Genomic DNA, 19805 nt, shown 5'->3' on the forward strand with positions numbered 1-19805 from the left:
TCCACATCGGCGCTATATTGCGGGCATGAACTCGTTGCTGGAACGCATCACGATTGAGCCCGGCAAGGCCGGAGGGCGTCCCTGCATCCGGGGTTTGCGGGTGCGCGTGCAGGACGTTCTGGAGATGCTGGCCGCCGGCATGACGAGCGCCGAGGTTCTGGCTGAGTACCCCTATCTTGAAGCAGACGACATCCGGGCCGCCCTGGCCTATGCAACGGCGGCCGTCGCCGACACGGCCGTCGTCGCCGCTTGAAGTTCCTGATCGACCAGGCCTGTCCCGATCTTGAGACTGCCCTGGCGACGAACGTGACTGTAATCGAGGTGGGACAATGAAGGGTGGCTTGGGTCTGGGTATCGGCTTGGGCGCCGCGTTGGGGGCGGCGCTGGGCGTGGCTTTTGACAATCTGGCGATGGGCGTCGCTATCGGGGTCGCCATCGGCGCCGGTTCAGGCGTGGCGATGATGGCGTCCGGCCAGGCCAGGGAAAAGGACAGGAAGAGGGGTGACGGCGGCGATGGCGGCGGGGTCCACATCGGCTCCTCATCGAAAGGGTCGAAGTCAGACGACGCCGACGGCTCCAGCGATGGGGACGGCGGCGGAGATGGCGGAGGCGGAGGCGGCGGCGATTGACGCCTCGTCCACCTTTCCCGGGTTAAACTGCCGGAAACCATGTTGCTCCGGACCGCGCCATGACCGATGCCCCCTCTATCGAAATCGCCGGCCGCAAGATCGGCGCGGACTTCGCGCCCTATGTGATCTGTGAGCTGTCGGGCAACCACAACGGCAGCCTCGAGCGCTGCCTGACCATGGTGGACGCCGCCGCCGCGACCGGGTGCGACGCGATCAAGATCCAGACCTACACCGCCGACACCATCACGCTGGATGTCGACCGGCCCGAGTTCAAGATCCACGGCGGGCTGTGGGACGGGCGCACCCTGTACGAACTCTACGAAGAGGCCCACACGCCGTTCGAATGGCACGCGGCGATCTTCGAGCGCGCGCGCCAGCGCGGCGTAACCATCTTCTCCAGCCCGTTCGACGATACGGCGGTTGATCTGCTCGACAGCCTGGGCGCGCCGGCCTTCAAGATCGCCTCGTTCGAGGCCGTCGACATTCCGCTGATCAAATACGCCGCCAGCAAGGGCAAGCCGCTGATCATCTCGACCGGTATGGCCAACCTGCGGGAGATGCAGACCGCGCTCGACACGGCCCTGGGGGCCGGAGCTGACGGCGTGCTGCTGCTGCACTGCGTCTCCAGCTATCCGGCCACCTTCGCCGACGCCAATGTGCGGACGGTCGCCGACATGGCCGCCCGTTTCGGCTGCCCGGTCGGCCTGTCGGACCATACGCCGGGCACGGCGGCCTCGGTGGCGGCGGTCGCGGTCGGAGCCTGTGCGGTGGAAAAGCACTTCACCCTGGCCCGCGCCGACGGCGGCCCTGACGCGGCCTTCAGCCTGGAGCCCTCTGAGTTCAAGGCCCTGGTCGACGATACCAAGAACGCCTGGGCCTCGCTGGGCCGCGCCCACTACGACACGCTGGGCTCGGAGGCGACGTCCTTGCTTTTCCGCCGCTCGCTCTATGTCACCGCTGATGTGAAGGCCGGCGAGCCGCTGACCAAGGCCAATGTCCGTTCGGTCCGCCCCGGCAACGGCCTGCCGCCGGCCGATCTCGACAAGGTGCTGGCCGGCAAGGCGTCGCGCGACCTGACCCGCGGCGAGCCGCTGGACTGGTCGATGGTGGGTTAGGCTACCCCGCCGGCAACAGCCCCAGCCGCTTGCCGATGATCCTGTCCAGCGTCCGCTTGGGAAGGACGCCGGTCATGAACACCTGGAAGGGGTCGGGCGAGACCACGTAGCGGGTCTTGGGGGTCGGGGTGGTCAGGGCAAGCTGCACGATCTCGCCGATCTTTTCCGGCGGCAGGCCAGACTTGCCCATCGACAGCATGAAGGCCTTCATCCCGGCCAGGGCCGGGGCGTAGATCGTGTTGTCATAGCGGGTGACATCGACACTGTCGGCCTTGTCCCAGATCGGGGTGGCCACCGCGCCCGGCGCGACGATCACCACGTCGACCCCGAAGGGCAAGAGCTCACGGCGCAGCGATTCCGAAAGGCCCTCGAGGCCGAACTTGGAGGTGCAGTAGGGGCCCATGAACGGGTTGGCGTTCTTGCCGCCGACCGAAGAGATGTTGACGATCCGGCCGGGCGTGCTCACAGGGGCGCCGCCGGCCCCCAGCAGCGGGGCAAAGGCCTGGGTGGCGATGACGACGCCGGTCAGATTGACGTCCAGCTGCTGGCGAAACTCCTCGACCGGCAGGTGCAGCAAGGGGCCGGCTATGGCTATGCCGGCATTGTTGACCAGGCCCGCCAGGGTGTCCCCGTCCAGGGCGGCCTCGACCTTGCGCGCGGCGGCGCCTACAGCGGCCTCATCGGTGACGTCGAAGATCAGCGGCGTGAAGCCCGATCCGAACTCGGCCTGCAGCCGGTCGGCGTCGGCCTGTTTGCGCACGCTGCCAAAGACGTGGAAACCGCTGGCGGTCAGCACCTTGGTGATGGCCCAGCCGATGCCGGTGGAGACGCCGGTGACGACGACGGACTTGGCCTGAGTCATGCGAGTTTGCTCCCCTGTTGGGGGGAAGATGGGATAAGTGCAGGGGGATATCTAGGGGGCGACTAGGGCGTCGGCGACACCAGCGCCGCCATCCCGTTCCAGCCCACGTTCATCAGCGCGTCCACGAACCCCATGAACGGCGTGAACGCGCCCGGTCCTTGCGGATAGTCGACCTGAACAAAGCTCTGGAACCGCACCGGAAAGCCCGCCGCCGCGAACACGCCGTCTTCTTCCATATAGTCGGCCGAGCCCATCGGCGAGACATAGGCCGTGGCCCCGACGGCCTGGCAGATGGCCAGCAGGTGCTCGGACCGCGCGCCCGCCGCCGCCAGCTCAGAGGCCCGCACGAAGCGCGGCGACAGACCCATCTGTTCGGCGGCCGCTGCCGCCATGCCGCAGGTCAGGTCGGCCAGCCTGCCGCCCGGATGCAGCGCCAGCTGCTGGGAGACGAAGGCCCAGCCCTCGGCAAAGGCGGGCCGCTTGCCGTAGGCGTGGCGGATGGCGGCCAGATGCTTGTCGCGCCAGCCCTGGCTGTCGTCGATCTCGATGGCGCAGATCGGCGTGTCGCGGTCGTGCTTCTTCACCGGCACGGTCAGCATCAGCTCGCCATTGGCCGTGAGGATGCGGTTGCGCGACTGCCAGGAGCGGCGCGCGAACTGCACGTCGTCCAGGAAGACGAAGGCGTCGCTGGCCGCCATCAGCTGGAAATAGCCCAGATAGGGCAGATAGGTCGGCTGCATGATCGCCGCCGTGGTCATCAGGCTCATCCGGCCTTCGCGACCATGGGCGCCAGGGCGGGCGCGCCCTCGCGGGCCGCCAGCAGGGCCGCATTGACCTCCGCCAGCTTGGCGGCCTTGGCATAGGGCTCCCAGGCGCCGGGGATGAAGCTCGCGCCGAACCGCGCCGCCAGTTCGCCGCGCAGGGCCTTGAGGCCGTCGATGGCGGCCTGCGTGTGATAGATCCAGCGGGGCTGGACGTCGGTGTGCAGCAGGGCGCCGACCTTCAGCGACCCGAAGCCCGACATCAGGACCCGCATCTCGGTAGGCAGCCTGGCCAGATCGGCCTCGCGCACGCACTCGGCCACAGCCAGCTTTTGCCCGCCGCTTTCGTACAGATAGACGCGGAAGGCCGCGCCCTGGGCAGTGAAGTTCTGGACATAGACCGGGCACGGCCCGTCGAAGTCCACCTCGAAGACATAGGTGGCGAAGCTCTTCTTGAGCAGGTTGGGCGTCGCCAGGCCCAGCGGCTTGAACAGCGGCGTCGGATTGGCGGCCCAGACAAGGGTCTCATGGGCCTGCGGGGCGGCCAGCAGGGCGCGGGGCGAGACCAGGGCGTTGAGCTCGACCTTCACGCCGAGCGTCAGCAGCGCCCTGTGGCACGCATCAAACAGGGCGGAAAAGCCGCCGACCGGCAGGGTCGCGGTCAGGTTGGCGGTGCGGCCCGACAGGCCGCGCGGGATGGCGTAGAGCTCGTCGGCCCAGGGGTTGGTCGCCTTCAACCGGGCCAGGTCGTTCAGATCGGCGGCGGCCGGAAACACGCGGTTGATGGCCAGCGGGATGGCGGCCTCGCCGTGCACGGTCTCAAGGTCGGTTTCCAGATGCCAGCGGCAATAGGCTTCCAGCTGGGCTGCGATGGGGGCGGGGTAGGCGGCGATGCGCGAGGCCAGGCTGTCGCCGGCCGGCCTGCCGATCCTGGTCACGGCGCAGTCGACGGCCGGACCCCCGAAGTCCCAGGTGAACACCCGGTGGCCGTCAGCGCCCAGGCTGACCGAGCCGAAGCGATTGTCGAAGGTCTCGAAGCTGGCGCCATGGGCGGTCAGCATCTCGACGATCGGATCGCCCCTCCCTTGACTGTCAGGCCCGCCGAAATAGATGCAGCCGTCGCGCATCTCCTTGCCGTGCCGGAGCCTGGGCCGCGCCACGCCGCCCAGGGCCTCGAAGCGCTCCTGGATCGTGATGTCGCGCCAGCCCAGGCGATGGGCCTCGAAGGCCGCCAGAATACCGGTCAGGCCGCCGCCGATGATGCGAACGCGCTCGCTCATGCTGCGGCGCCCCAGACGACCAGATCGCTGTTGGGCGCGACGTGGACGCCGTTCTGGATGTTGTCGAACGACACCTTCAGGGCCGTGGGCTCCACCAGGCCCAGCTCCTGGACCAGGCGCTGCACCAGGCCATCGGCGGTATAGAAAAGATTGAACAGACCGGCCTCGCCGGTCTCCGGGGTGTCGAGCCGCCAGCCGTTGGGTTCCTGCTCTACGCCCTTCCCGCAGCGATAGTCGTCGACCAGCCGCGTGCGCACGAAGACCTCGGCCCCGGGAGCGAGCCTCTTGCGCGCGGCGGTCAGCACCGCGCGCGCCTGGGCGTCGGTGAGGTAGCAGAGCAGGTTGGGGATCAGCAGCACGTCGATCGGCGCCTCGCCCAGGTCCGGCAGGCCCTGCGACAGGTCGGCGCGGATCAGCTCGACCTTGCCGTCCAGATTGAAGGCGGCGTCGTCGAGAGCGGCCTGCGAATAGTCCACGTCGGTGAGCGACCAGCCATAGGCGGCGTAGAGCGACAGATTATTGCCCGTCCCGCCGCCCAGCTCGACCACCCGGCCGGTCCGCTGATGCAGGCCGCGCTTGAAGAAATGCCGGGCGACGAACTCGTCCGGATATTTCAGGCCGCGAATATCGGGCAGGGCGGGCATGGGCGGGGAATCCGGCAACGAGGTTGTCGATGCAGAATCCAGCCCAAGCGCCCAACGTTTGGTTAACGGCCGTTAGGTGATGCAGCGCGGTTTGTCGCAGGCCGTCGGGTTTTTTCCCTTAAGGAGGGCCTGGTTCCGTTTCTAGCCGGTGGGCCACTGCGACATGATCGAGGCCGCGTCGAAATAGTCGCGCCAGTAGGTGATCTTGCCGTCATGGACTTCGAACACGCCCGTCACCGGCAGTTCGACCCATTTGTCAGCGAGGCGATGCCGGTCCAGTCGTTCCAGGAACACAAGCGACCCGCTGGCGGACTCGCGCAGGACCCGGAACTCATTCTCCAGGGTTGGCGCAAAGAACGGCTCGAGCAGGCTGCGAATGCCGGCCGGACCATGGACGACCGGCAGGGGCGGCGGATTCACATATTCGCAGTCGTCGGCGACGAGGCTCAGGGCCGTGTCATAGTCCAGCGGCTCCATGGCCTTCATGAACTGGCGGACGATCGCGAGGGGGCTTTGGGACGCAGGGGCCATCGGGACTCTCCGGTTGTGCTGATGGCCGGATGATCGGCAGTTTCCCGCGGGGCGGCAATTACCTGCAAGGTCATTGAGCGGGGACTCTGCGGCCTTCAGGACCCCACGATCCGCGCCAGAAACGCCGCCGCCACGCGATCGGCGCCGCCGCCATCGCAGATCCTGGCGCTGGCTGCCGACAGGGCGGCGCGCTGGCCTTCGTCCGCCATCAAACGATCGATCTCGCGTCCGAAAGCGGCGTCGAAATCCGGTGCGCCGACGGTCAGGCATGGACTGGCCCCCGCCGCCGCCAGCGCCGTCGCAGCGGCGATCTGGTTGTCGGCCAGGACCAGGGTCAGGGTCGGCAGGGCCAGGATGCAGCGCTCCCAACTGGTCGAGCCGCCGGCCCCGACGGCGAGATCGGCCTCCAGGGTCAGGCGGGGCATGTCCTGGGTGTCGATGTGAAGCACGACGCGGGGGTCTCTCATCGCCTGCAGGCGCGGCAGGCTGGGCGCGCCCCCGCCCACCACCACGTCGAGCATGATGTCACCCAGCCGGGCCAGCAGCAGGTCTGCCACCCGCCCGGTGACGCCGCCCACATCCGTCAGGCCCAGCGAGACCAGGATGCGTCGCACCGGCCCCTCCGCCGCGCGTCGCGCCAGAGCCGCCTCGCGCAGGGCCGGGAAGGCCGGGCGCACGGGGGCGTAGTTGGGACCCAGCAGCAGGATCGCGCCCGGCGGCGTCAGGCCGGCATAGTCTTCCGCACGCCGCGCCGGGCCGGCGTCGAGCACCAGATCGGCCTCCAGCGGGCGGTTGGCCAGATCGTCGATCGCGAGGGTAGGGCGACCCCTTGCCAAGGCGCGGTGGTCGCGGCCTGACAGGCCATAGTGGTCGAAGACCACGGCCTCGAAGGGCTCGGCGGCGACGCTTCGCGGGGTGTCGGGCGCGAAGATGTCCAGCACCGCCTCCACCGCCGGTCGGGCCAGGAAAGCGCAGGTCGCGCCGGCCGCCGTCAGGGCCTGGGCCAGGGTCAGGCTGCGCATCACGTGACCGCCGCCCACATCGGGTCCCGCGTCGCAGACAAACAGGATGGCGGGGGCGCGGCTCATCCGCGCCGGTCGCCGCCATAGGTCGCCAGATCCGGCCGCTTGGCGACGAAGGCCTTGATGTCGGCCGACGTGAACGCGCGATTGGCCGGGTAGAGGTGGTCATAGACCGTGGCGACAAAGGCGTAGTCGTCGGGCCGGTCGACGGTCCAGCGGATGGCGTCCTGACCCGGCTGCGCGGGCAGCCAGGCGATCTTCCACTGCAGCGGGTTGTTCCAGACATCCCAGGTGACGTGCTCGCGGGCCTCCTGGCTGTCGGCCTGCGCGGCCGCGCGGCGCAGGCCTTGCGCGGTGATCACCTCGACGTCGAGACCCTTGGGAAACGCCGCGCCTTCGGGGCTGTTGCTGGCATAGTCTGCGCCGGTCGACAGATGCAGGTCGATGGTTGCGTCGATCAGCTCGGGATCGGCCAGCGGGCAGTCGGCGGTCAGGCGCACCACGTGGTCGGCGGGATGGGCGTCCAGGGCGCCGACAAAACGCTCCAGAACATTGTCCAAGGGCCCGCGGTGGACGGCGATCCCCTCCTTGCGCACGGCCTCGGCCAGGATGTCATCGCCGGGCTGGTCGCTGGTGGCCACCACCAGCTTGTCGATGCGCCGGGAGCGGGCCACCCGCTCGATCTGCCGCACAATCATCGGCTGGCGCAGGATCGGCATCAGCACCTTGCCCGGCAGGCGGGTGGAGCTCATGCGGGCCTGGAGGACGGCGAGGATCATGGTGATTGTTTAGCGCGCTCTCCTGCGTCGCCCAACCGCCTTCGTTCGCGCCCTCTTGACGAGTATATCTACCTATGTAGAGTTGTGTCATGACCGCCATCATCCGACGCCTTTCGCCCCAGACGATCGCTGTGCTTGAAGCGCTGAGCGCCACGCCTGACGCGTGGCGTTACGGGCTGGAGATCGCCGCTGAGACAGGCCTGAAATCGGGCAGCCTCTATCCGATCCTCGTGCGGCTTCACGACAGGGGCCTCTTGGAGAGCCAGTGGCTGGAGCCCGAGCGGCCGGGTCGGCCCGCCCGCCACGCCTACCGGATGACTGGGGCAGGAAAGGCGGCGCTGCGCGGCGCTATGGCGCCTACCCCCTGGATGACGTTTTCCAAGCAAGGAGCTGGCTGATGGCGATCAGGACCTCTCTGGGCCGCTGGGTCATGCGCCTGGCCCAGCGCGCCGCTCCGGCCGCCCGCTACGACTTTGCCACCGCCATGCGCGGAGAGTTTGAGGTGATGGACGGCGACCGGCTGGGCTGGGCCCTGGGTTGCCTGGCGACTGCCGCAGGGTGGCGACTGCGGGCGGACGGCCTGTTCCTGGCCGCCGTGGTCGCTGCGGGGCTGATGCTGGACCTGGCGATGGACGTTCCGCTCATGCTTCTGCCCGGCGACTTCGTGCATGCCGTCGCCTATGTCTATTGGCTGGCTGCGCCGGCGGTGGTTTGTGGAATGCTGGCGGCGTGGAGGCCGGGCTATGCCTATGTTGCTACCCTGGTCGTCTGGCTGGTCCGCGAGACGCTGCTCGTGGCGACTTTCTTTTCTATGTTCCGGGCCTTGCTCGACCGTGGTTGGCACGTCATGGACGCTCCGCCCATCGTTGGTTATAGCGCGCTACTCGGCTGGTCCCTGGTAGCCGCGACCATCGGCGCCCACCTCGGCCGGCGGAGGATCGCGAAGGCTGCCGGGGCGTAGGGTTAAGAGCCGCTCTTAGGAGCCTTCGGCTTCACTGGCGCGCGGGACCTGGGCTTGGAGGCGGCAGGCGCGGCCTTGGCGGCTGCGACGGGAGCCTTGGCTTTCGGGGCCGGCGTGGGCTTGGCCGCCCGGGTTGCTTCTGCTGGTGCGGCGGCCTTCGCGCGAGGTTTGCGAGCCGGAGCAGGGGAGGTTTCAGGCTTCGGCGCGGTCTCTGCGACGGGCGCGGCCTCGACCGGGACCACTTCTTCCACCGCTGTCTCGCCCCGCATCCGCGCCAGCACTTCGCGTGCTGCGCGGCCGGTTTCATCGACCGGCTCATACGTCCAGCCGTGGAACGCCCCGCCATAGGGGCGCGCCGCGCCCTGGCGTTCCAGTTCCTCGTGGAAGAGGCGGAACTTCAGGCTGGAGCCCTCCATCTTCAGGATGAAGACCGGCTTGCCCGTCGAGGCCGCCTCGGTGGCCATGTTGGTCGAGTCCTCGGTGACGAGGATGTAGTCGGCGGCCGCCAGGAAGGCGAAATAGGGATTGGGACCTTCGCCATCCCAGACCATGCCGGGCAGGTGGCGCAGGCGGGCGGTCAGCAGGGCGCGGGCCGGCTCGGGCGTGCGGCGCGAGAAGGTCATCAGCAGGCTGCCGCCGTCCTGTTCCAGCGGGATCTGGATCTGGTGGGCCATCTGGGCGGCGCGTTCCACTGGCAGGTCGAAGGCCTTGGACTTGCCGCCCAGCAGCACCGCGACGCGCGGGCGGGGCAGGTCGTCGAGCTGGGCCTTGAATCTTTCATACTCGCTGACCAGCCGCTGACTGGTGACCCTGTGCGGCGAGCCGGTGATCGACAGGATGTTGTCGCCGGACAAGCGGTCATGCTTGGGCGGGATTACCAGGTCGAACATCTGGGGCGGCACGCGCGGGTCCTGGATCTGGACCACATAGGTCTTGCCGCCCGACCAGCGCTTGGCGCGGATCGACAGGGGCAGGGTGGCGCGGCCGGCGGCGATCCACAGGTCTGGCCAGTCATCGGGCGAGCGGCCGCTGATGTCGCTTTCCGGGGTCAGCCAGCGGCGCGGGAACCAGTTCAGCCACCAGGGCAGGCGGCCGATGCGGCCGGTCCAGCCGACGCGCTTGATCTCGATGGCAGCCTCGATCCCCTGGATCCGGGCCTCGCGCACGACCGCTTCGGCCAGGCCAACGGCCTGGGCCTCGATGCCGGCGCGGCCGTCCGAGATGGCCCAGATGAGCAGGGGAGGTTTCTTCAAGACGTCATCCCGACGAGCACAGCCACGCAGACAAGGCCGCCCCCAAGAGGGCAGCCTTGTTCATGGTCTGGCTTTATGGCGCGGGTGGGGCGTAAGGCAAGGCGCCTTACAGCCACTCCACTTTCAGGATCTCGTAGGCCTTGACGCCGCCGGGGGTGTAAACCTCGACGACTTCGCCCACTTCCTTGCCGATCATGGCGCGCGACAGCGGGGAGGACAGCGAGATGCGGCCCTCCTTCACGTCGGCTTCGTGATCGCCAACGATCTGGTAGCGAGCCTCTTCCTCGGTGTCCTCGTCGACGACGCTGACCGTCGCCCCGAACTTCACCTGCTTGCCTGAAAGCTTGGAGACGTCGATCACTTGCGCTCGGGCGATCTTGTCCTCGATCTCGGCGATACGGCCTTCGATCCAGCCCTGACGTTCCTTGGCCGCGTGATACTCGGCGTTTTCCGAGAGGTCGCCATGCTGGCGCGCCTCGGAGATCGCGGCGATCACCGCCGGACGCTCGATCGTCTTCAAACGCTTCAGTTCATCGTCGAGGGTTTGATAACCCCCGGCGGTCATCGGCACTTTTTCCATTGCGGATTTTAGCTCGGTTCGCCTTGGGAGGAGTATTCGTCCCGTCGCGGGCGCACGCGACCGGGGGCTGAGAGGATAGGAGGCGCGTTCACGATAAGCAAGGGGGCGGGGCGATCCCGCACAGTCATGAGCGGAAATTGGCTCTGGCCTTCAGGCCATCTCGGGAGGCGGGCGGATCAGAATTCCTGCCAGTCTTCCTTGACCGCGACGGCGGCCGAACCGCGACCGGGGCGAACGGCGGTATTGGGCCGCGCGCGCGGTGGCGGCGCGCTGACGGCGATCTCAGCGCCCTGCGAGACCTTGAACCGGCTCACCAGCGCGGCCAGTTCGCCCGCCTCGCCCTTCAGCGAATGGGTGGCGGCGGTGGCCTGCTCGACCATCGCGGCGTTCTGCTGAACGACCTGATCCATCTGGTTCACGGCCGCGTTCACCTCGTGCAGGCCGGTGGACTGCTCGTTGGCCGAGGCTGCGATTTCATTGACCAGGCTGTCGATCGAGGCCACCTGCGTAACAATGCGCTGCAGGGCCTCTCCGGTCTGGCCCACCAGGGCCACGCCGGCGCTGACCTGCTGGGTTGAGGTCGAGATCAGGGTCTTGATTTCCCTGGCGGCCTCGGCCGAACGCTGGGCCAGGGCGCGGACCTCCTGGGCGACGACGGCGAAGCCGCGACCGGCTTCACCCGCCCGCGCAGCTTCGACGCCGGCGTTCAGGGCCAGCAGGTTGGTCTGGAAGGCGATCTCGTCGATGACGCCGATGATATTGCCGACCTGCTGCGAGGAGCCTTCGATCTGGGTCATGGCGGCGATCGCCTGGTCGACGATCTCGCCGGAGCGCTGGGCGTCACTACGGGCGTTGGCGACCACCTGCGAGGCTTCCTTGGCGCCGGTGGCGGTCTTGCGGACCGTGGCGGTGATCTCGTCGAGGGCGGCGGCGGTTTCTTCGAGACTTGCAGCCTGCTGTTCGGTGCGGCGCGAAAGATTGTCGGAAGCGACGGCGATTTCATCGGCGCCGCCGCTGACCGCGCGGGTAGTCTGCGAGATGGATTGCATCGCCGCCTGTACGCGTTCCGCAGCGGCGTTGAAGTCGGTGCGGAGCACCTCATAGGCCTGGGCGAAGCGCGTGGTCAGGCGGACGGTCAGGTCGCCCTGGGCCAGATCGGCCAGGCCCGCGGCGATGGAAGCGACAGCCTCGACGCGCTGACGCTCGGCGACGGCTTCGGCCTGGGCGTTCTGGGCGCGATTGGTCTCCTCGGAGCGTCTTGCCCCTTCTGCGGCGTCATTGGCGGAGCGGGCGACCTCGACCGCTTGCTCGGCCTCGGCGCGGGCCTTGTTGGCGGCGGCGAACATGGCGTTGACGCTGAAGGTGGTGGCGATCAGTGCGCCGGCCTCGACGATCAGGATCACGGCGTGGACCAAGACGCGGCCCAGGCTGGCCGAGCCGGGGAACACCGCTGCCGGCAACAGGAAGCTCAGGCAGAGATGGTGCACGGCGACAGTGGCGGCGGCGGCGGCGATGACCTTCCAGTCGCAGTAAACCACCAGCACGGCCAGGGCGGCAAAATAGGCCATGTGCATGTCGACCTGCCAAGCGTGGCCGTTCAGGGCGGCGACCAGCAGAGAGACCTGGGCCATCAACGCCACGCCGGTCAGGGCCTGACCGGTCGAGTTGTGGCCGGCCGTCTTGTAGGCCAGGGTCGCGGCGATGCCGGTGGCCACGGCGGCGATCATCAGGCCCAAAACAGGCTCGTGCACCAAAAGGCGCGTGCCGACCACGATGGCGGCCATCAGCCAGTTCGCCGCGAGGATCAGCTTTCCGCCGAGTTGGCGCTGGGCGTCGAGGCTGGAAACGGCAATGCTCATGGCAAGGTCTCCTTGGGGGCGCAGACGCCCGCCAGATCAGGGTCGAGAATCAGCAGGGCCCCGGACGCGCGGGCGCGGCGCGCCAGATCGACCGGGTCGCCCCGCAGAATGATAATGAAAGGCGCGCCGCCAACGGCGGCAATGTCGCCGGCCGAGCCTGCCGCGCTGATGCTCTGGGCCACGCTCCACCAGGGTGGGAAGATGGCGGCCACGCGCGAGGGGTCACGCGGGGCGGCATTGACAGAGACCGCCGCCAGCAATCCTGCGATGATCGCGCCGGCCGTCAGGGCGATCCCGCCAAGGGCTGAGGGTCGCTTGTCCGAGGTGATCAGGGAATCTCGCATACACGGGCTCAAAGTAAGGGCTCAAAAGCCTCCGGCCGGTGGATGCCGACGGGACCTTCAAAACCCTACGCCCCGCGAGGTTACCCTGGCCTTAACCCTGTCATTCCGCGCCATTCCGCCGCAGGGCTCGATTGGAGGCCTGTCAGCGATCGCAAGGCGTATTCTCTAGTGCGCGTAGTCGTAGGGGCCGCCGCGCTTCAGGGCCTCGCGATAGGCGGGGCGGGCATGGATCCGTTCCAGAAATGCCTTCACGTGCGGGCGTGACGCCGCCCCCGCCCGGGCCGCGCCGGCCTCCAGCGGAAAGCTCATCATGATGTCGGCGGCGGTGAAGTCCTTGCCGGCGAACCAGGCGGACTTGGCCAGTTCGTCATCCCAGTAGTCGACATGGGCCTTCAGCTGCGGGTCGATGAAGCTGCTCTGAGCCTTGTTGGCGACGGCCTTGATCAGGCCGCGCAGCAGGCCCGGAGCGCGGGTCGGCAAGGCGGTGAAGACCAGCTTCAGGAGCAGCGGCGTCATGGCCGAGCCCTCGGCATAGTGCAGCCAGTAGGTATAGCGCAGGCGCTCGGCCGTGCCGGCGGCCGGGATCAGCCGGCCCTGGCCATAGGTCTCGAGGATGTACTCGATGATCGCCCCGGTTTCGGCGATGACCTTGCCGCTGTCGGTGATCACCGGCGACTTGCCCAGAGGATGGATGGCCCGCAACTCCGGCGGGGCCAGCATGGTGTCCGCGTCGCGCTCATAGCGCTTGACCTCATAGGGGACGCCCAGTTCCTCGAGCAGCCAGAGGATCCGCTGGCTGCGGGAATTGTTCAGGTGATGGACGATGACCATGACAGGCGTCTCCGCAAGGGGCCGCGCACGCTGGCATGGCGCCGTCAGGGTCAGTCAAGCCCGATCAGCTCAGGGGCTTGAGATCCGGTTCCACCCAGCCCCGGCGGGCCGCGACGCTGAACAGCCGCTCCCGCGACCAGAAGCTAAGGGGCCAGGCCTTGTCGCCCAGGGGCGTGGCCAGCAGGCGGGCGCAGGCCTCGCCGTCGCCGATCCCCGCCGGCAGGCCGGCGACAAAGGCGCGGATCGCGGTCAGATAGGCTTGGGTGATGGTCTCGTGATAGCCGCTGACATCGTCGTTCACCCCGCCGACGGCCACATTGTAGGTCTGGATGATGCCCGGCAGGTCACGCTCCAGGCCGGCGTCGCGGGTGCGGACCAGGCGCAGGGTGGCGGTCAGGTGGGCGGCATGGGTCCATTGCGCCTTGGGCAGGCTGTGGTCCAGCAGGCGCTCGGCGAGGGCGGCGACTTCGATGTCGGTATAGGCCATTTTTCTCTATCAGGGGTCCAGACGGGCCAGCTCGCTGAGCACTGCGGCTTCCAGGTCGCCGAGGAAGTCGCGCACGGTTGTCCAGACGATCCGCTCCTCCACGCCCTCATATTCGTGCCGATATATGTTTCCAGCGGCCTTGATGCTTTTCCAGTCGATTGTCGGATGCCGCGCGATCAGACCCTCGGGAAGGCAGCGCGTGGCAGCTTAGAAAGCAATCCGATCATGCTCGAAGTCGCGGGCGGATCGCGCGCCGACGATCTGGCGGGCAAAAGCGATATTGTCTCGGATATGCAGCAGGACCGCCTCGGTCCTAGAAGGCATAGAGCGCTTCCCGCTCGACCGTGGGGCGGATGTGGCGGTTCAGGCCGTTGCGGCTGACCACGTCGACGCGCTGGCCGAAGAAGTCCTGGATGAGGTCCTTCAAACGCGCATAGGCCCAGACGCTGATCGCAGCGTCGGGAGCGAACTCGACCATCACGTCAATGTCGCTGCCGGGACGCGCCTCATCGCGGGCCGCTGAGCCGAACAGGGCGGCGCGGGTAACGCCCTGCTGACGCAGTTCGCCTTCGTGGCGCTTCAGGATCTGAAGGGCTTGGTCGCGGGTCATCGGCGAAGGCTAGCAGAAATGCGCTGGCTCGTCACAACCGCCCGCGTCGGCTGGGCGCGACACGTCCTCGCTCTTCAGGGAGAGGACGTGTCGCGCAGCCCTGTGGATAACCTCTACTGGTAGCTCTGCAGCGGCCGCACTTCCAGCGCAGCAGCCGGAGCCGAGGAGATGGCCTGAGCCGCCGCCAGCGCGCCGGCCGAGGTGGTGTAGTAGGGGACCTTCATCATCAGCGCCGTGCGGCGGATGTCGAAGCTGTCTTCCAGGGCCTGCTTGCCTTCGGTGGTGTTGAACACCAGCTGCACGCCGCCGTTCTTCATCACGTCGACGATGTTGGGACGGCCTTCCAGCACCTTCTTGACCAGCTCGACCTCGACGCCCTGCTCGGCCAGATAGCCGCGCGTGCCGACGGTGGAGATCACCTTGAAGCCGGCCGCCTTCAGCAGACGCACGGGCTCGACGATCCAGGGGCGGTCGCTTTCCTTGACCGAGACGAAGGCTGTGCCTTCCAGCGGCAGGGTGACGCCGCCGCCCAGCTGGCTCTTGGCGAAGGCGCGGGCGAAGGCCAGCGACATGTCGGCCTCGCCCTCGCGCTTCCAGTCCAGGCCCATGACCTCGCCGGTCGAGCGCATTTCCGGGCCCAGGATAGTGTCGACCCCGGCGAAGCGGGCGAACGGGAAGACCGCTTCCTTGACCGCGATATGGTCATACGGCTTGTCGACCAGATTGAAGCTCTTCAGCGTTTCGCCGGCCATGATCCTGGCGGCGATGGCCGCGACAGGCTGGCCGATGGTCTTGGCCACGAACGGCACGGTGCGCGAGGCGCGGGGGTTGACCTCCAGCACATAGATGCGCGGGTTTTCGCTGTGCGGCTCCTCGATGGCGAACTGCACGTTCATCAGGCCGCGCACGTTGAGGGCCAGGGCCATCTTGACGGTCTGGCGCTTCAGCTCTTCCACCGTTTCGGCGCTGAGCGAGAAGGGCGGCATCGAGCAGGCGCTGTCGCCCGAGTGGACGCCGGCTTCCTCGATGTGCTCCAGCACGCCGGCCACGAACACGTCGGTGCCGTCGCACAGGGCGTCGACGTCCACCTCGGTGGCGCGGCTCAGATAGTGGTCCAGCAGGATCGGGTGCTCGAACGAGATCTCGCCGGTGTTGAGGATGTAGCGTTCCAGCTGCTCGTGATCGCGGATGATCTCCATGCCCCGGCCGCCCAGCACGTAGGACGGACGCATCACGAACGGGAAGCCGATGGTCTCGGCGGCGACGCGGGCCTCGTCCCAGGTGCGGGCGATGGCGTTTTCGGGCTGGGCGATCTTCAGGCCGTCCAGCAACTGCTGGAAGCGCTCGCGGTCTTCGGCCAGGTCAATGGCGTCGGGGCTGGTGCCCAGGATCGGCACGCCGGCCTCTTCCAGGGCGTGGGCCAGTTTCAGCGGCGTCTGACCGCCGAACTGGACGATGACGCCGGCCAGGGTCCCGTTGCTCATCTCGACATGCAGCAGCTCCAGCACGTCCTCGGCCGTCAGCGGCTCGAAGTACAGGCGGTCGGAGGTGTCGTAGTCGGTCGAGACGGTCTCGGGGTTGCAGTTGACCATGATCGACTCGATGCCGATGGCGTCGAGGGCGAAGGCCGCGTGGCAGCAGCAATAGTCGAACTCGATGCCCTGGCCGATCCGGTTGGGACCGCCGCCCAGGATCACCGCCTTCTTGCGATTGGTCGGCAGGCTCTCGCACTCGGGGACCTGGCCCAGGGCGCCGGTCTCATAGGTCGAATACATGTAGGGCGTGGTGGCGGCGAACTCGCCGGCGCAGCTGTCGATGCGCTTGTAGACCGGGCGCACGTTCAGGGCCTGGCGGGCCTTGCGGACGGCGCTCTCGGTCGAGCCGGCCAGATGGGCCAGGCGGGCGTCGGAGAAGCCTTGCGCCTTCAGGGCGCGGAAGCCCTGGGCGTCGGTCGGCAGACCGCCGGCCCGGACCCAGCCCTCCTGGCGGACCAGCTCGGCGATCTGGCGCAGGAACCAGGGCTCGTAGGAACAGGCGGCGTTGACCTCGTCCACAGTCAGGCCATGGCGGAAGGCCTGGGCGATGACGCGGATGCGGTCGGGGGTCGGCATGCCCAGGGCGCGGATCACGGCGGCCTTGCCGTTATCCGGATCATCGGCGCCGTGGATCTCGATCTCGTCAAAACCGGTCAGGCCGGTTTCCAGGCCGCGCAGGGCCTTCTGCATGCTTTCCTTGAAGGTGCGGCCGATGGCCATCACCTCGCCGACCGACTTCATGGCGGTGGTCAGGTGCGGCTCGCTGCCCGGATATTTCTCGAAGGCGAAGCGCGGGATCTTGGTGACGACGTAGTCGATCGAGGGCTCGAACGAGGCCGGGGTCGCGCCGCCGGTGATGTCGTTCTTCAGCTCGTCCAGGGTGTAGCCGACGGCCAGACGCGCGGCGACCTTGGCGATCGGGAAGCCGGTGGCCTTGGAGGCGAGCGCCGACGAGCGCGACACGCGCGGGTTCATCTCGATCACGACCATGCGGCCGTCGGCCGGATTGACCGCGAACTGGACGTTGGAGCCGCCGGTCTCGACGCCGATCTCGCGCAGCACGGCGATGCTCGCCGCGCGCATCCACTGATATTCCTTGTCCGTCAGGGTCATGGCCGGAGCGACGGTGATCGAGTCGCCGGTGTGGACGCCCATCGGGTCGATGTTCTCGATCGAGCAGACGATGATGCAGTTGTCGGCCGTGTCGCGCACGACCTCCATCTCGTACTCTTTCCAGCCCAGGACGCTTTCTTCGATCAGCACCTCGGTGGTCGGCGACAGGTCCAGCCCGCGCAGGACGATCTCCTCGAATTCCTCGAGGTTATAGGCGATGCCGCCGCCGGTGCCGGCCAGGGTGAAGCTGGGGCGGATGATGGCGGGCAGGCCGACGAAGGCCAGGCCCTCGCGGGCCTCGTCCATGTTGTGGGCGGCCTTGGACTTGGGGCTCTCAAGGCCCAGCTTGTCCATGGCGTCGCGGAATTTCTGGCGGTCCTCGGCCTTGTCGATGACCTCGGCCTTGGCCCCGATCATCTCGACGCCGTACTTGGCCAGGGTGCCGTTGGCTTCCAGGGCCAGCGCGGTGTTCAGCGCGGTCTGGCCGCCCATGGTCGGGAGCAGGGCGTCAGGGCGCTCTTTTTCGATGATCTTGGCGACCATCTCGGGCGTGATCGGCTCGATATAGGTCGCGTCGGCCACGTCGGGATCGGTCATGATCGTGGCGGGGTTGGAGTTGACCAGAATGATCCGGTAGCCCTCGGCCCGCAGGGCCTTGCACGCCTGGACGCCCGAGTAATCGAACTCGCACGCCTGGCCGATGACGATCGGGCCGGCGCCGATGATCAGGATCGAGGAGATGTCTGTTCTTTTGGGCATCGGAAAACTCGCGCGCAGAGACACGGTCGCGCACATCCGCGCGCCCGCTGCCGACCATCTTGCAGGTTAAGTCGCCCGTTTAGAGACGGAGTCGGGCCCGCGCAACCCCCGAACCGGAGAGCAAGGTTACCCAAGGAAGCGGAGTCGCGTCGCTTTCTGGCGCGCGGGCCGTCTTCCCGCTAAACCCGCGTCATGTTGCGCATTTCCGAACTGAAGCTGCCTCTGGGCCATCCGCCCCAGGCCATCGAGACGGCGATCCACCATCGCCTGGGTCTGCCGGCCGGCGACGTGCTGTCGTGGGCCGTGGCCAAGCGCTCGCACGACGCCCGCCGCAAGGCGGCGATCCTGATGGTCTATTCGGTCGACGTGACGGTGCGTGACGAGGCCGCCGTGCTGGCCCGGTTCGCCGACGACAACCATGTGCGTGTAGCGCCCGACACCGAGTATCGCCTGAAAGCCCGCGCGCCCGAGCCCCTGAACGCCTTGCGTCCGGTGGTGATCGGCGCTGGCCCTTGTGGGCTGTTCGCCGGCCTGATCCTGGCCCAGATGGGCTTCAAGCCGATCATCCTGGACCGCGGCAAGGTGGTGCGCGAGCGCACCAAGGACACCTGGGCCCTGTGGCGGCGCAGCGAGCTGAATCCTGAGTCCAACGTCCAGTTCGGCGAGGGCGGGGCAGGCACCTTCTCGGACGGCAAGCTCTACAGCCAGATCAAGGATCCCCTTCATCTGGGCCGCAAGGTGCTGGAGGAATTCGTCAAGGCCGGCGCGCCCGAGGAAATCCTGACCGAGGCCCATCCCCATATCGGCACCTTCCGGCTGGTGACCATGGTCGAGAGCATGCGCGAGACCATCGAGGCGCTGGGCGGCGAATATCGCTGGCAGCATCGCGTTGACGAGATCGACGTCGAGACCGCCGCCGACGGGTCGCGCAGGATCAGGGGTCTGAAGCTGTCGACCGGCGACTATCTGGAGGCCGACCGCGTGGTGCTGGCCGTCGGCCACAGCGCTCGCGACACCTTTCAGATGCTGTACGATCAGGGCGTCCATATCGAGGCCAAGCCGTTCTCGATCGGGGTGCGGATCGAGCATCCGCAGTCGTGGATGGACCGGGCGCGTTTTGGCACCCATGCCGGCCATCCGGACCTGGGCGCTGCCGACTACAGCCTGTCGCATCACTGCAAGGACGGCCGTACCGTCTACAGCTTCTGCATGTGCCCCGGCGGCACGGTGGTGGCGGCGACCTCGGAACCGGGCCGCGTCGTGACCAACGGCATGAGCCAGTATTCGCGCAATGAGCGGAACGCCAATTCCGGTTTCGTAGTCGGCATCGACCCCGAGCGCGACTATCCTGGCCACCCGCTGGCCGGGATCGAGTTTCAGCGCAAATGGGAGAGCCTGGCCTATGTCGCCGGCGGTTCGACCTATGCCGCCCCTGCCCAGAAGGTCGGCGACTTCCTGGCCGGCCGCGCCTCGACCGATCTGGGCGAGGTGGCGCCGTCCTACAAGCCGGGCATCACCATGACCGACCTGTCGGCCTGCCTGCCGGCCTTCGCGGTCGAGGCCATGCGCGAGGCCCTGCCGGTGTTTGGCCGCCAGATCGCCGGCTACGACCACCCCGACGTGCTGCTGACCGGGGTCGAGACCCGCACCTCCTCACCCATACGGATCACGCGCGGCAAGGACTTCCAGAGCCTCAACACGGCGGGTCTGTTCCCGGCCGGCGAGGGGGCTGGCTATGCCGGCGGCATCCTGTCGGCAGCGGTCGATGGCATCAAGGTCGCCGAGGCGGTGGCGGCAGCCTACGCCGCCTAGACGTTATCGGGAGGCCGTCTAGGTCATGGTGACCGGCG

General features: G+C 67.9%; 21 protein-coding genes and 1 pseudogene. 6 read left to right on the plus strand and 16 right to left on the minus strand.

Features of this window, described 5'->3' with window-relative positions; all coding sequences use genetic code 11:
* The first annotated feature begins 25 nt into the window (after nucleotides 1-25).
* The 3 genes from ACN2C7_RS04745 to pseI all read left to right on the plus strand — a co-directional run bounded on the left by ACN2C7_RS04745 (nucleotide 26) and on the right by pseI (nucleotide 1744).
* The gene (locus ACN2C7_RS04745) at nucleotides 26-253 is read left to right on the plus strand and encodes a DUF433 domain-containing protein (protein WP_419320162.1); all 228 of its coding nucleotides are present in this window, start codon (nucleotides 26-28) and stop codon (nucleotides 251-253) included.
* Between the two features lie 76 nt (nucleotides 254-329).
* Nucleotides 330-629: a hypothetical protein gene (locus tag ACN2C7_RS04750; RefSeq protein WP_419320163.1), complete on the plus strand. Its 300-nt coding sequence runs from the start codon at nucleotides 330-332 to the stop codon at nucleotides 627-629.
* 59 nt (nucleotides 630-688) lie between these two features.
* Nucleotides 689-1744, plus strand: a complete 1056-nt coding sequence (gene pseI, locus ACN2C7_RS04755; RefSeq protein ID WP_419320164.1) for a pseudaminic acid synthase — start codon at nucleotides 689-691, stop codon at nucleotides 1742-1744.
* Nucleotide 1745: 1 nt separating this feature from the next.
* On the opposite strand, the gene ACN2C7_RS04760 is transcribed toward pseI, so the two are convergent.
* The 7 genes from ACN2C7_RS04760 to ACN2C7_RS04790 all read right to left on the minus strand — a co-directional run bounded on the left by ACN2C7_RS04760 (nucleotide 1746) and on the right by ACN2C7_RS04790 (nucleotide 7623).
* Complete coding sequence (locus ACN2C7_RS04760; protein WP_419320166.1) at nucleotides 1746-2606, minus strand: SDR family oxidoreductase; 861 nt, start codon at nucleotides 2604-2606, stop codon at nucleotides 1746-1748.
* 62 nt (nucleotides 2607-2668) lie between these two features.
* Entirely contained in the window at nucleotides 2669-3373 is a 705-nt protein-coding gene (locus ACN2C7_RS04765; RefSeq protein WP_419320167.1) for a WbqC family protein, read from the minus strand.
* The gene (locus ACN2C7_RS04770; RefSeq protein ID WP_419320168.1) at nucleotides 3370-4647 is read right to left on the minus strand and encodes a flagellin modification protein FlmF; all 1278 of its coding nucleotides are present in this window, start codon (nucleotides 4645-4647) and stop codon (nucleotides 3370-3372) included. The genes ACN2C7_RS04765 and ACN2C7_RS04770 overlap by 4 nt, the downstream gene beginning before the upstream one ends.
* Nucleotides 4644-5291, minus strand: coding sequence for a class I SAM-dependent methyltransferase (locus ACN2C7_RS04775; RefSeq protein ID WP_419320169.1), 648 nt, complete (start codon nucleotides 5289-5291; stop codon nucleotides 4644-4646). The genes ACN2C7_RS04770 and ACN2C7_RS04775 overlap by 4 nt, the downstream gene beginning before the upstream one ends.
* A gap of 141 nt (nucleotides 5292-5432) precedes the next feature.
* Nucleotides 5433-5822 (minus strand): limonene-1,2-epoxide hydrolase family protein, encoded by a 390-nt coding sequence (locus ACN2C7_RS04780; RefSeq protein ID WP_419320170.1) that lies wholly within the window; start codon nucleotides 5820-5822, stop codon nucleotides 5433-5435.
* Nucleotides 5823-5917: 95 nt separating this feature from the next.
* Complete coding sequence (gene pseG / locus ACN2C7_RS04785) at nucleotides 5918-6910, minus strand: UDP-2,4-diacetamido-2,4,6-trideoxy-beta-L-altropyranose hydrolase (RefSeq protein WP_419320171.1); 993 nt, start codon at nucleotides 6908-6910, stop codon at nucleotides 5918-5920.
* Entirely contained in the window at nucleotides 6907-7623 is a 717-nt protein-coding gene (locus ACN2C7_RS04790; protein WP_419320172.1) for a cytidylyltransferase domain-containing protein, read from the minus strand. Before ACN2C7_RS04790 ends, pseG begins: the two co-directional genes overlap by 4 nt.
* Nucleotides 7624-7712: 89 nt before the next feature.
* Between ACN2C7_RS04790 and ACN2C7_RS04795 the strand changes: the two genes are divergently transcribed.
* The gene (locus ACN2C7_RS04795; RefSeq protein WP_419320173.1) at nucleotides 7713-8021 is read left to right on the plus strand and encodes a PadR family transcriptional regulator; all 309 of its coding nucleotides are present in this window, start codon (nucleotides 7713-7715) and stop codon (nucleotides 8019-8021) included.
* Nucleotides 8021-8584, plus strand: coding sequence for a hypothetical protein (locus ACN2C7_RS04800; RefSeq protein WP_419320174.1), 564 nt, complete (start codon nucleotides 8021-8023; stop codon nucleotides 8582-8584). Before ACN2C7_RS04795 ends, ACN2C7_RS04800 begins: the two co-directional genes overlap by 1 nt.
* A 65-nt stretch (nucleotides 8585-8649) precedes the next feature.
* On the opposite strand, the pseudogene ACN2C7_RS04805 reads toward ACN2C7_RS04800, so the two are convergent.
* The 9 genes and pseudogenes from ACN2C7_RS04805 to carB all read right to left on the minus strand — a co-directional run.
* Nucleotides 8650-9837 (minus strand): annotated as a pseudogene (locus ACN2C7_RS04805) (mitochondrial fission ELM1 family protein); the annotation flags it as partial.
* 106 nt (nucleotides 9838-9943) lie between these two features.
* Nucleotides 9944-10417: a transcription elongation factor GreA gene (gene greA, locus ACN2C7_RS04810; RefSeq protein WP_419320175.1), complete on the minus strand. Its 474-nt coding sequence runs from the start codon at nucleotides 10415-10417 to the stop codon at nucleotides 9944-9946.
* 176 nt (nucleotides 10418-10593) lie between these two features.
* A complete protein-coding gene (locus ACN2C7_RS04815; RefSeq protein WP_419320176.1) occupies nucleotides 10594-12276 on the minus strand; it encodes a methyl-accepting chemotaxis protein in 1683 nt (560 codons plus the stop codon).
* Complete coding sequence (locus ACN2C7_RS04820) at nucleotides 12273-12620, minus strand: hypothetical protein (protein WP_419320177.1); 348 nt, start codon at nucleotides 12618-12620, stop codon at nucleotides 12273-12275. Before ACN2C7_RS04820 ends, ACN2C7_RS04815 begins: the two co-directional genes overlap by 4 nt.
* Before the next feature lie 165 nt (nucleotides 12621-12785).
* Nucleotides 12786-13451, minus strand: coding sequence for a glutathione S-transferase family protein (locus ACN2C7_RS04825; protein WP_419320178.1), 666 nt, complete (start codon nucleotides 13449-13451; stop codon nucleotides 12786-12788).
* Nucleotides 13452-13515: 64 nt separating this feature from the next.
* Nucleotides 13516-13938: a hypothetical protein gene (locus ACN2C7_RS04830; protein WP_419320180.1), complete on the minus strand. Its 423-nt coding sequence runs from the start codon at nucleotides 13936-13938 to the stop codon at nucleotides 13516-13518.
* Between the two features lie 9 nt (nucleotides 13939-13947).
* A complete protein-coding gene (locus ACN2C7_RS04835; protein ID WP_419321405.1) occupies nucleotides 13948-14118 on the minus strand; it encodes a DUF86 domain-containing protein in 171 nt (56 codons plus the stop codon).
* 133 nt (nucleotides 14119-14251) lie between these two features.
* Entirely contained in the window at nucleotides 14252-14548 is a 297-nt protein-coding gene (locus ACN2C7_RS04840) for a nucleotidyltransferase family protein (RefSeq protein WP_419320181.1), read from the minus strand.
* 113 nt (nucleotides 14549-14661) lie between these two features.
* Nucleotides 14662-17955, minus strand: a complete 3294-nt coding sequence (gene carB, locus ACN2C7_RS04845; protein ID WP_419320182.1) for a carbamoyl-phosphate synthase large subunit — start codon at nucleotides 17953-17955, stop codon at nucleotides 14662-14664.
* A 192-nt stretch (nucleotides 17956-18147) separates the two neighbouring features.
* On the opposite strand from carB, the gene ACN2C7_RS04850 reads away from it, so the two are divergent.
* Nucleotides 18148-19767: an NAD(P)/FAD-dependent oxidoreductase gene (locus tag ACN2C7_RS04850; RefSeq protein WP_419320184.1), complete on the plus strand. Its 1620-nt coding sequence runs from the start codon at nucleotides 18148-18150 to the stop codon at nucleotides 19765-19767.
* Nucleotides 19768-19805: the final 38 nt, after the last annotated feature.

Origin of the sequence: Caulobacter sp. ErkDOM-E (assembly GCF_048541895.1) — a bacterium.
In the GTDB taxonomy this organism is placed as follows: domain Bacteria; phylum Pseudomonadota; class Alphaproteobacteria; order Caulobacterales; family Caulobacteraceae; genus Caulobacter.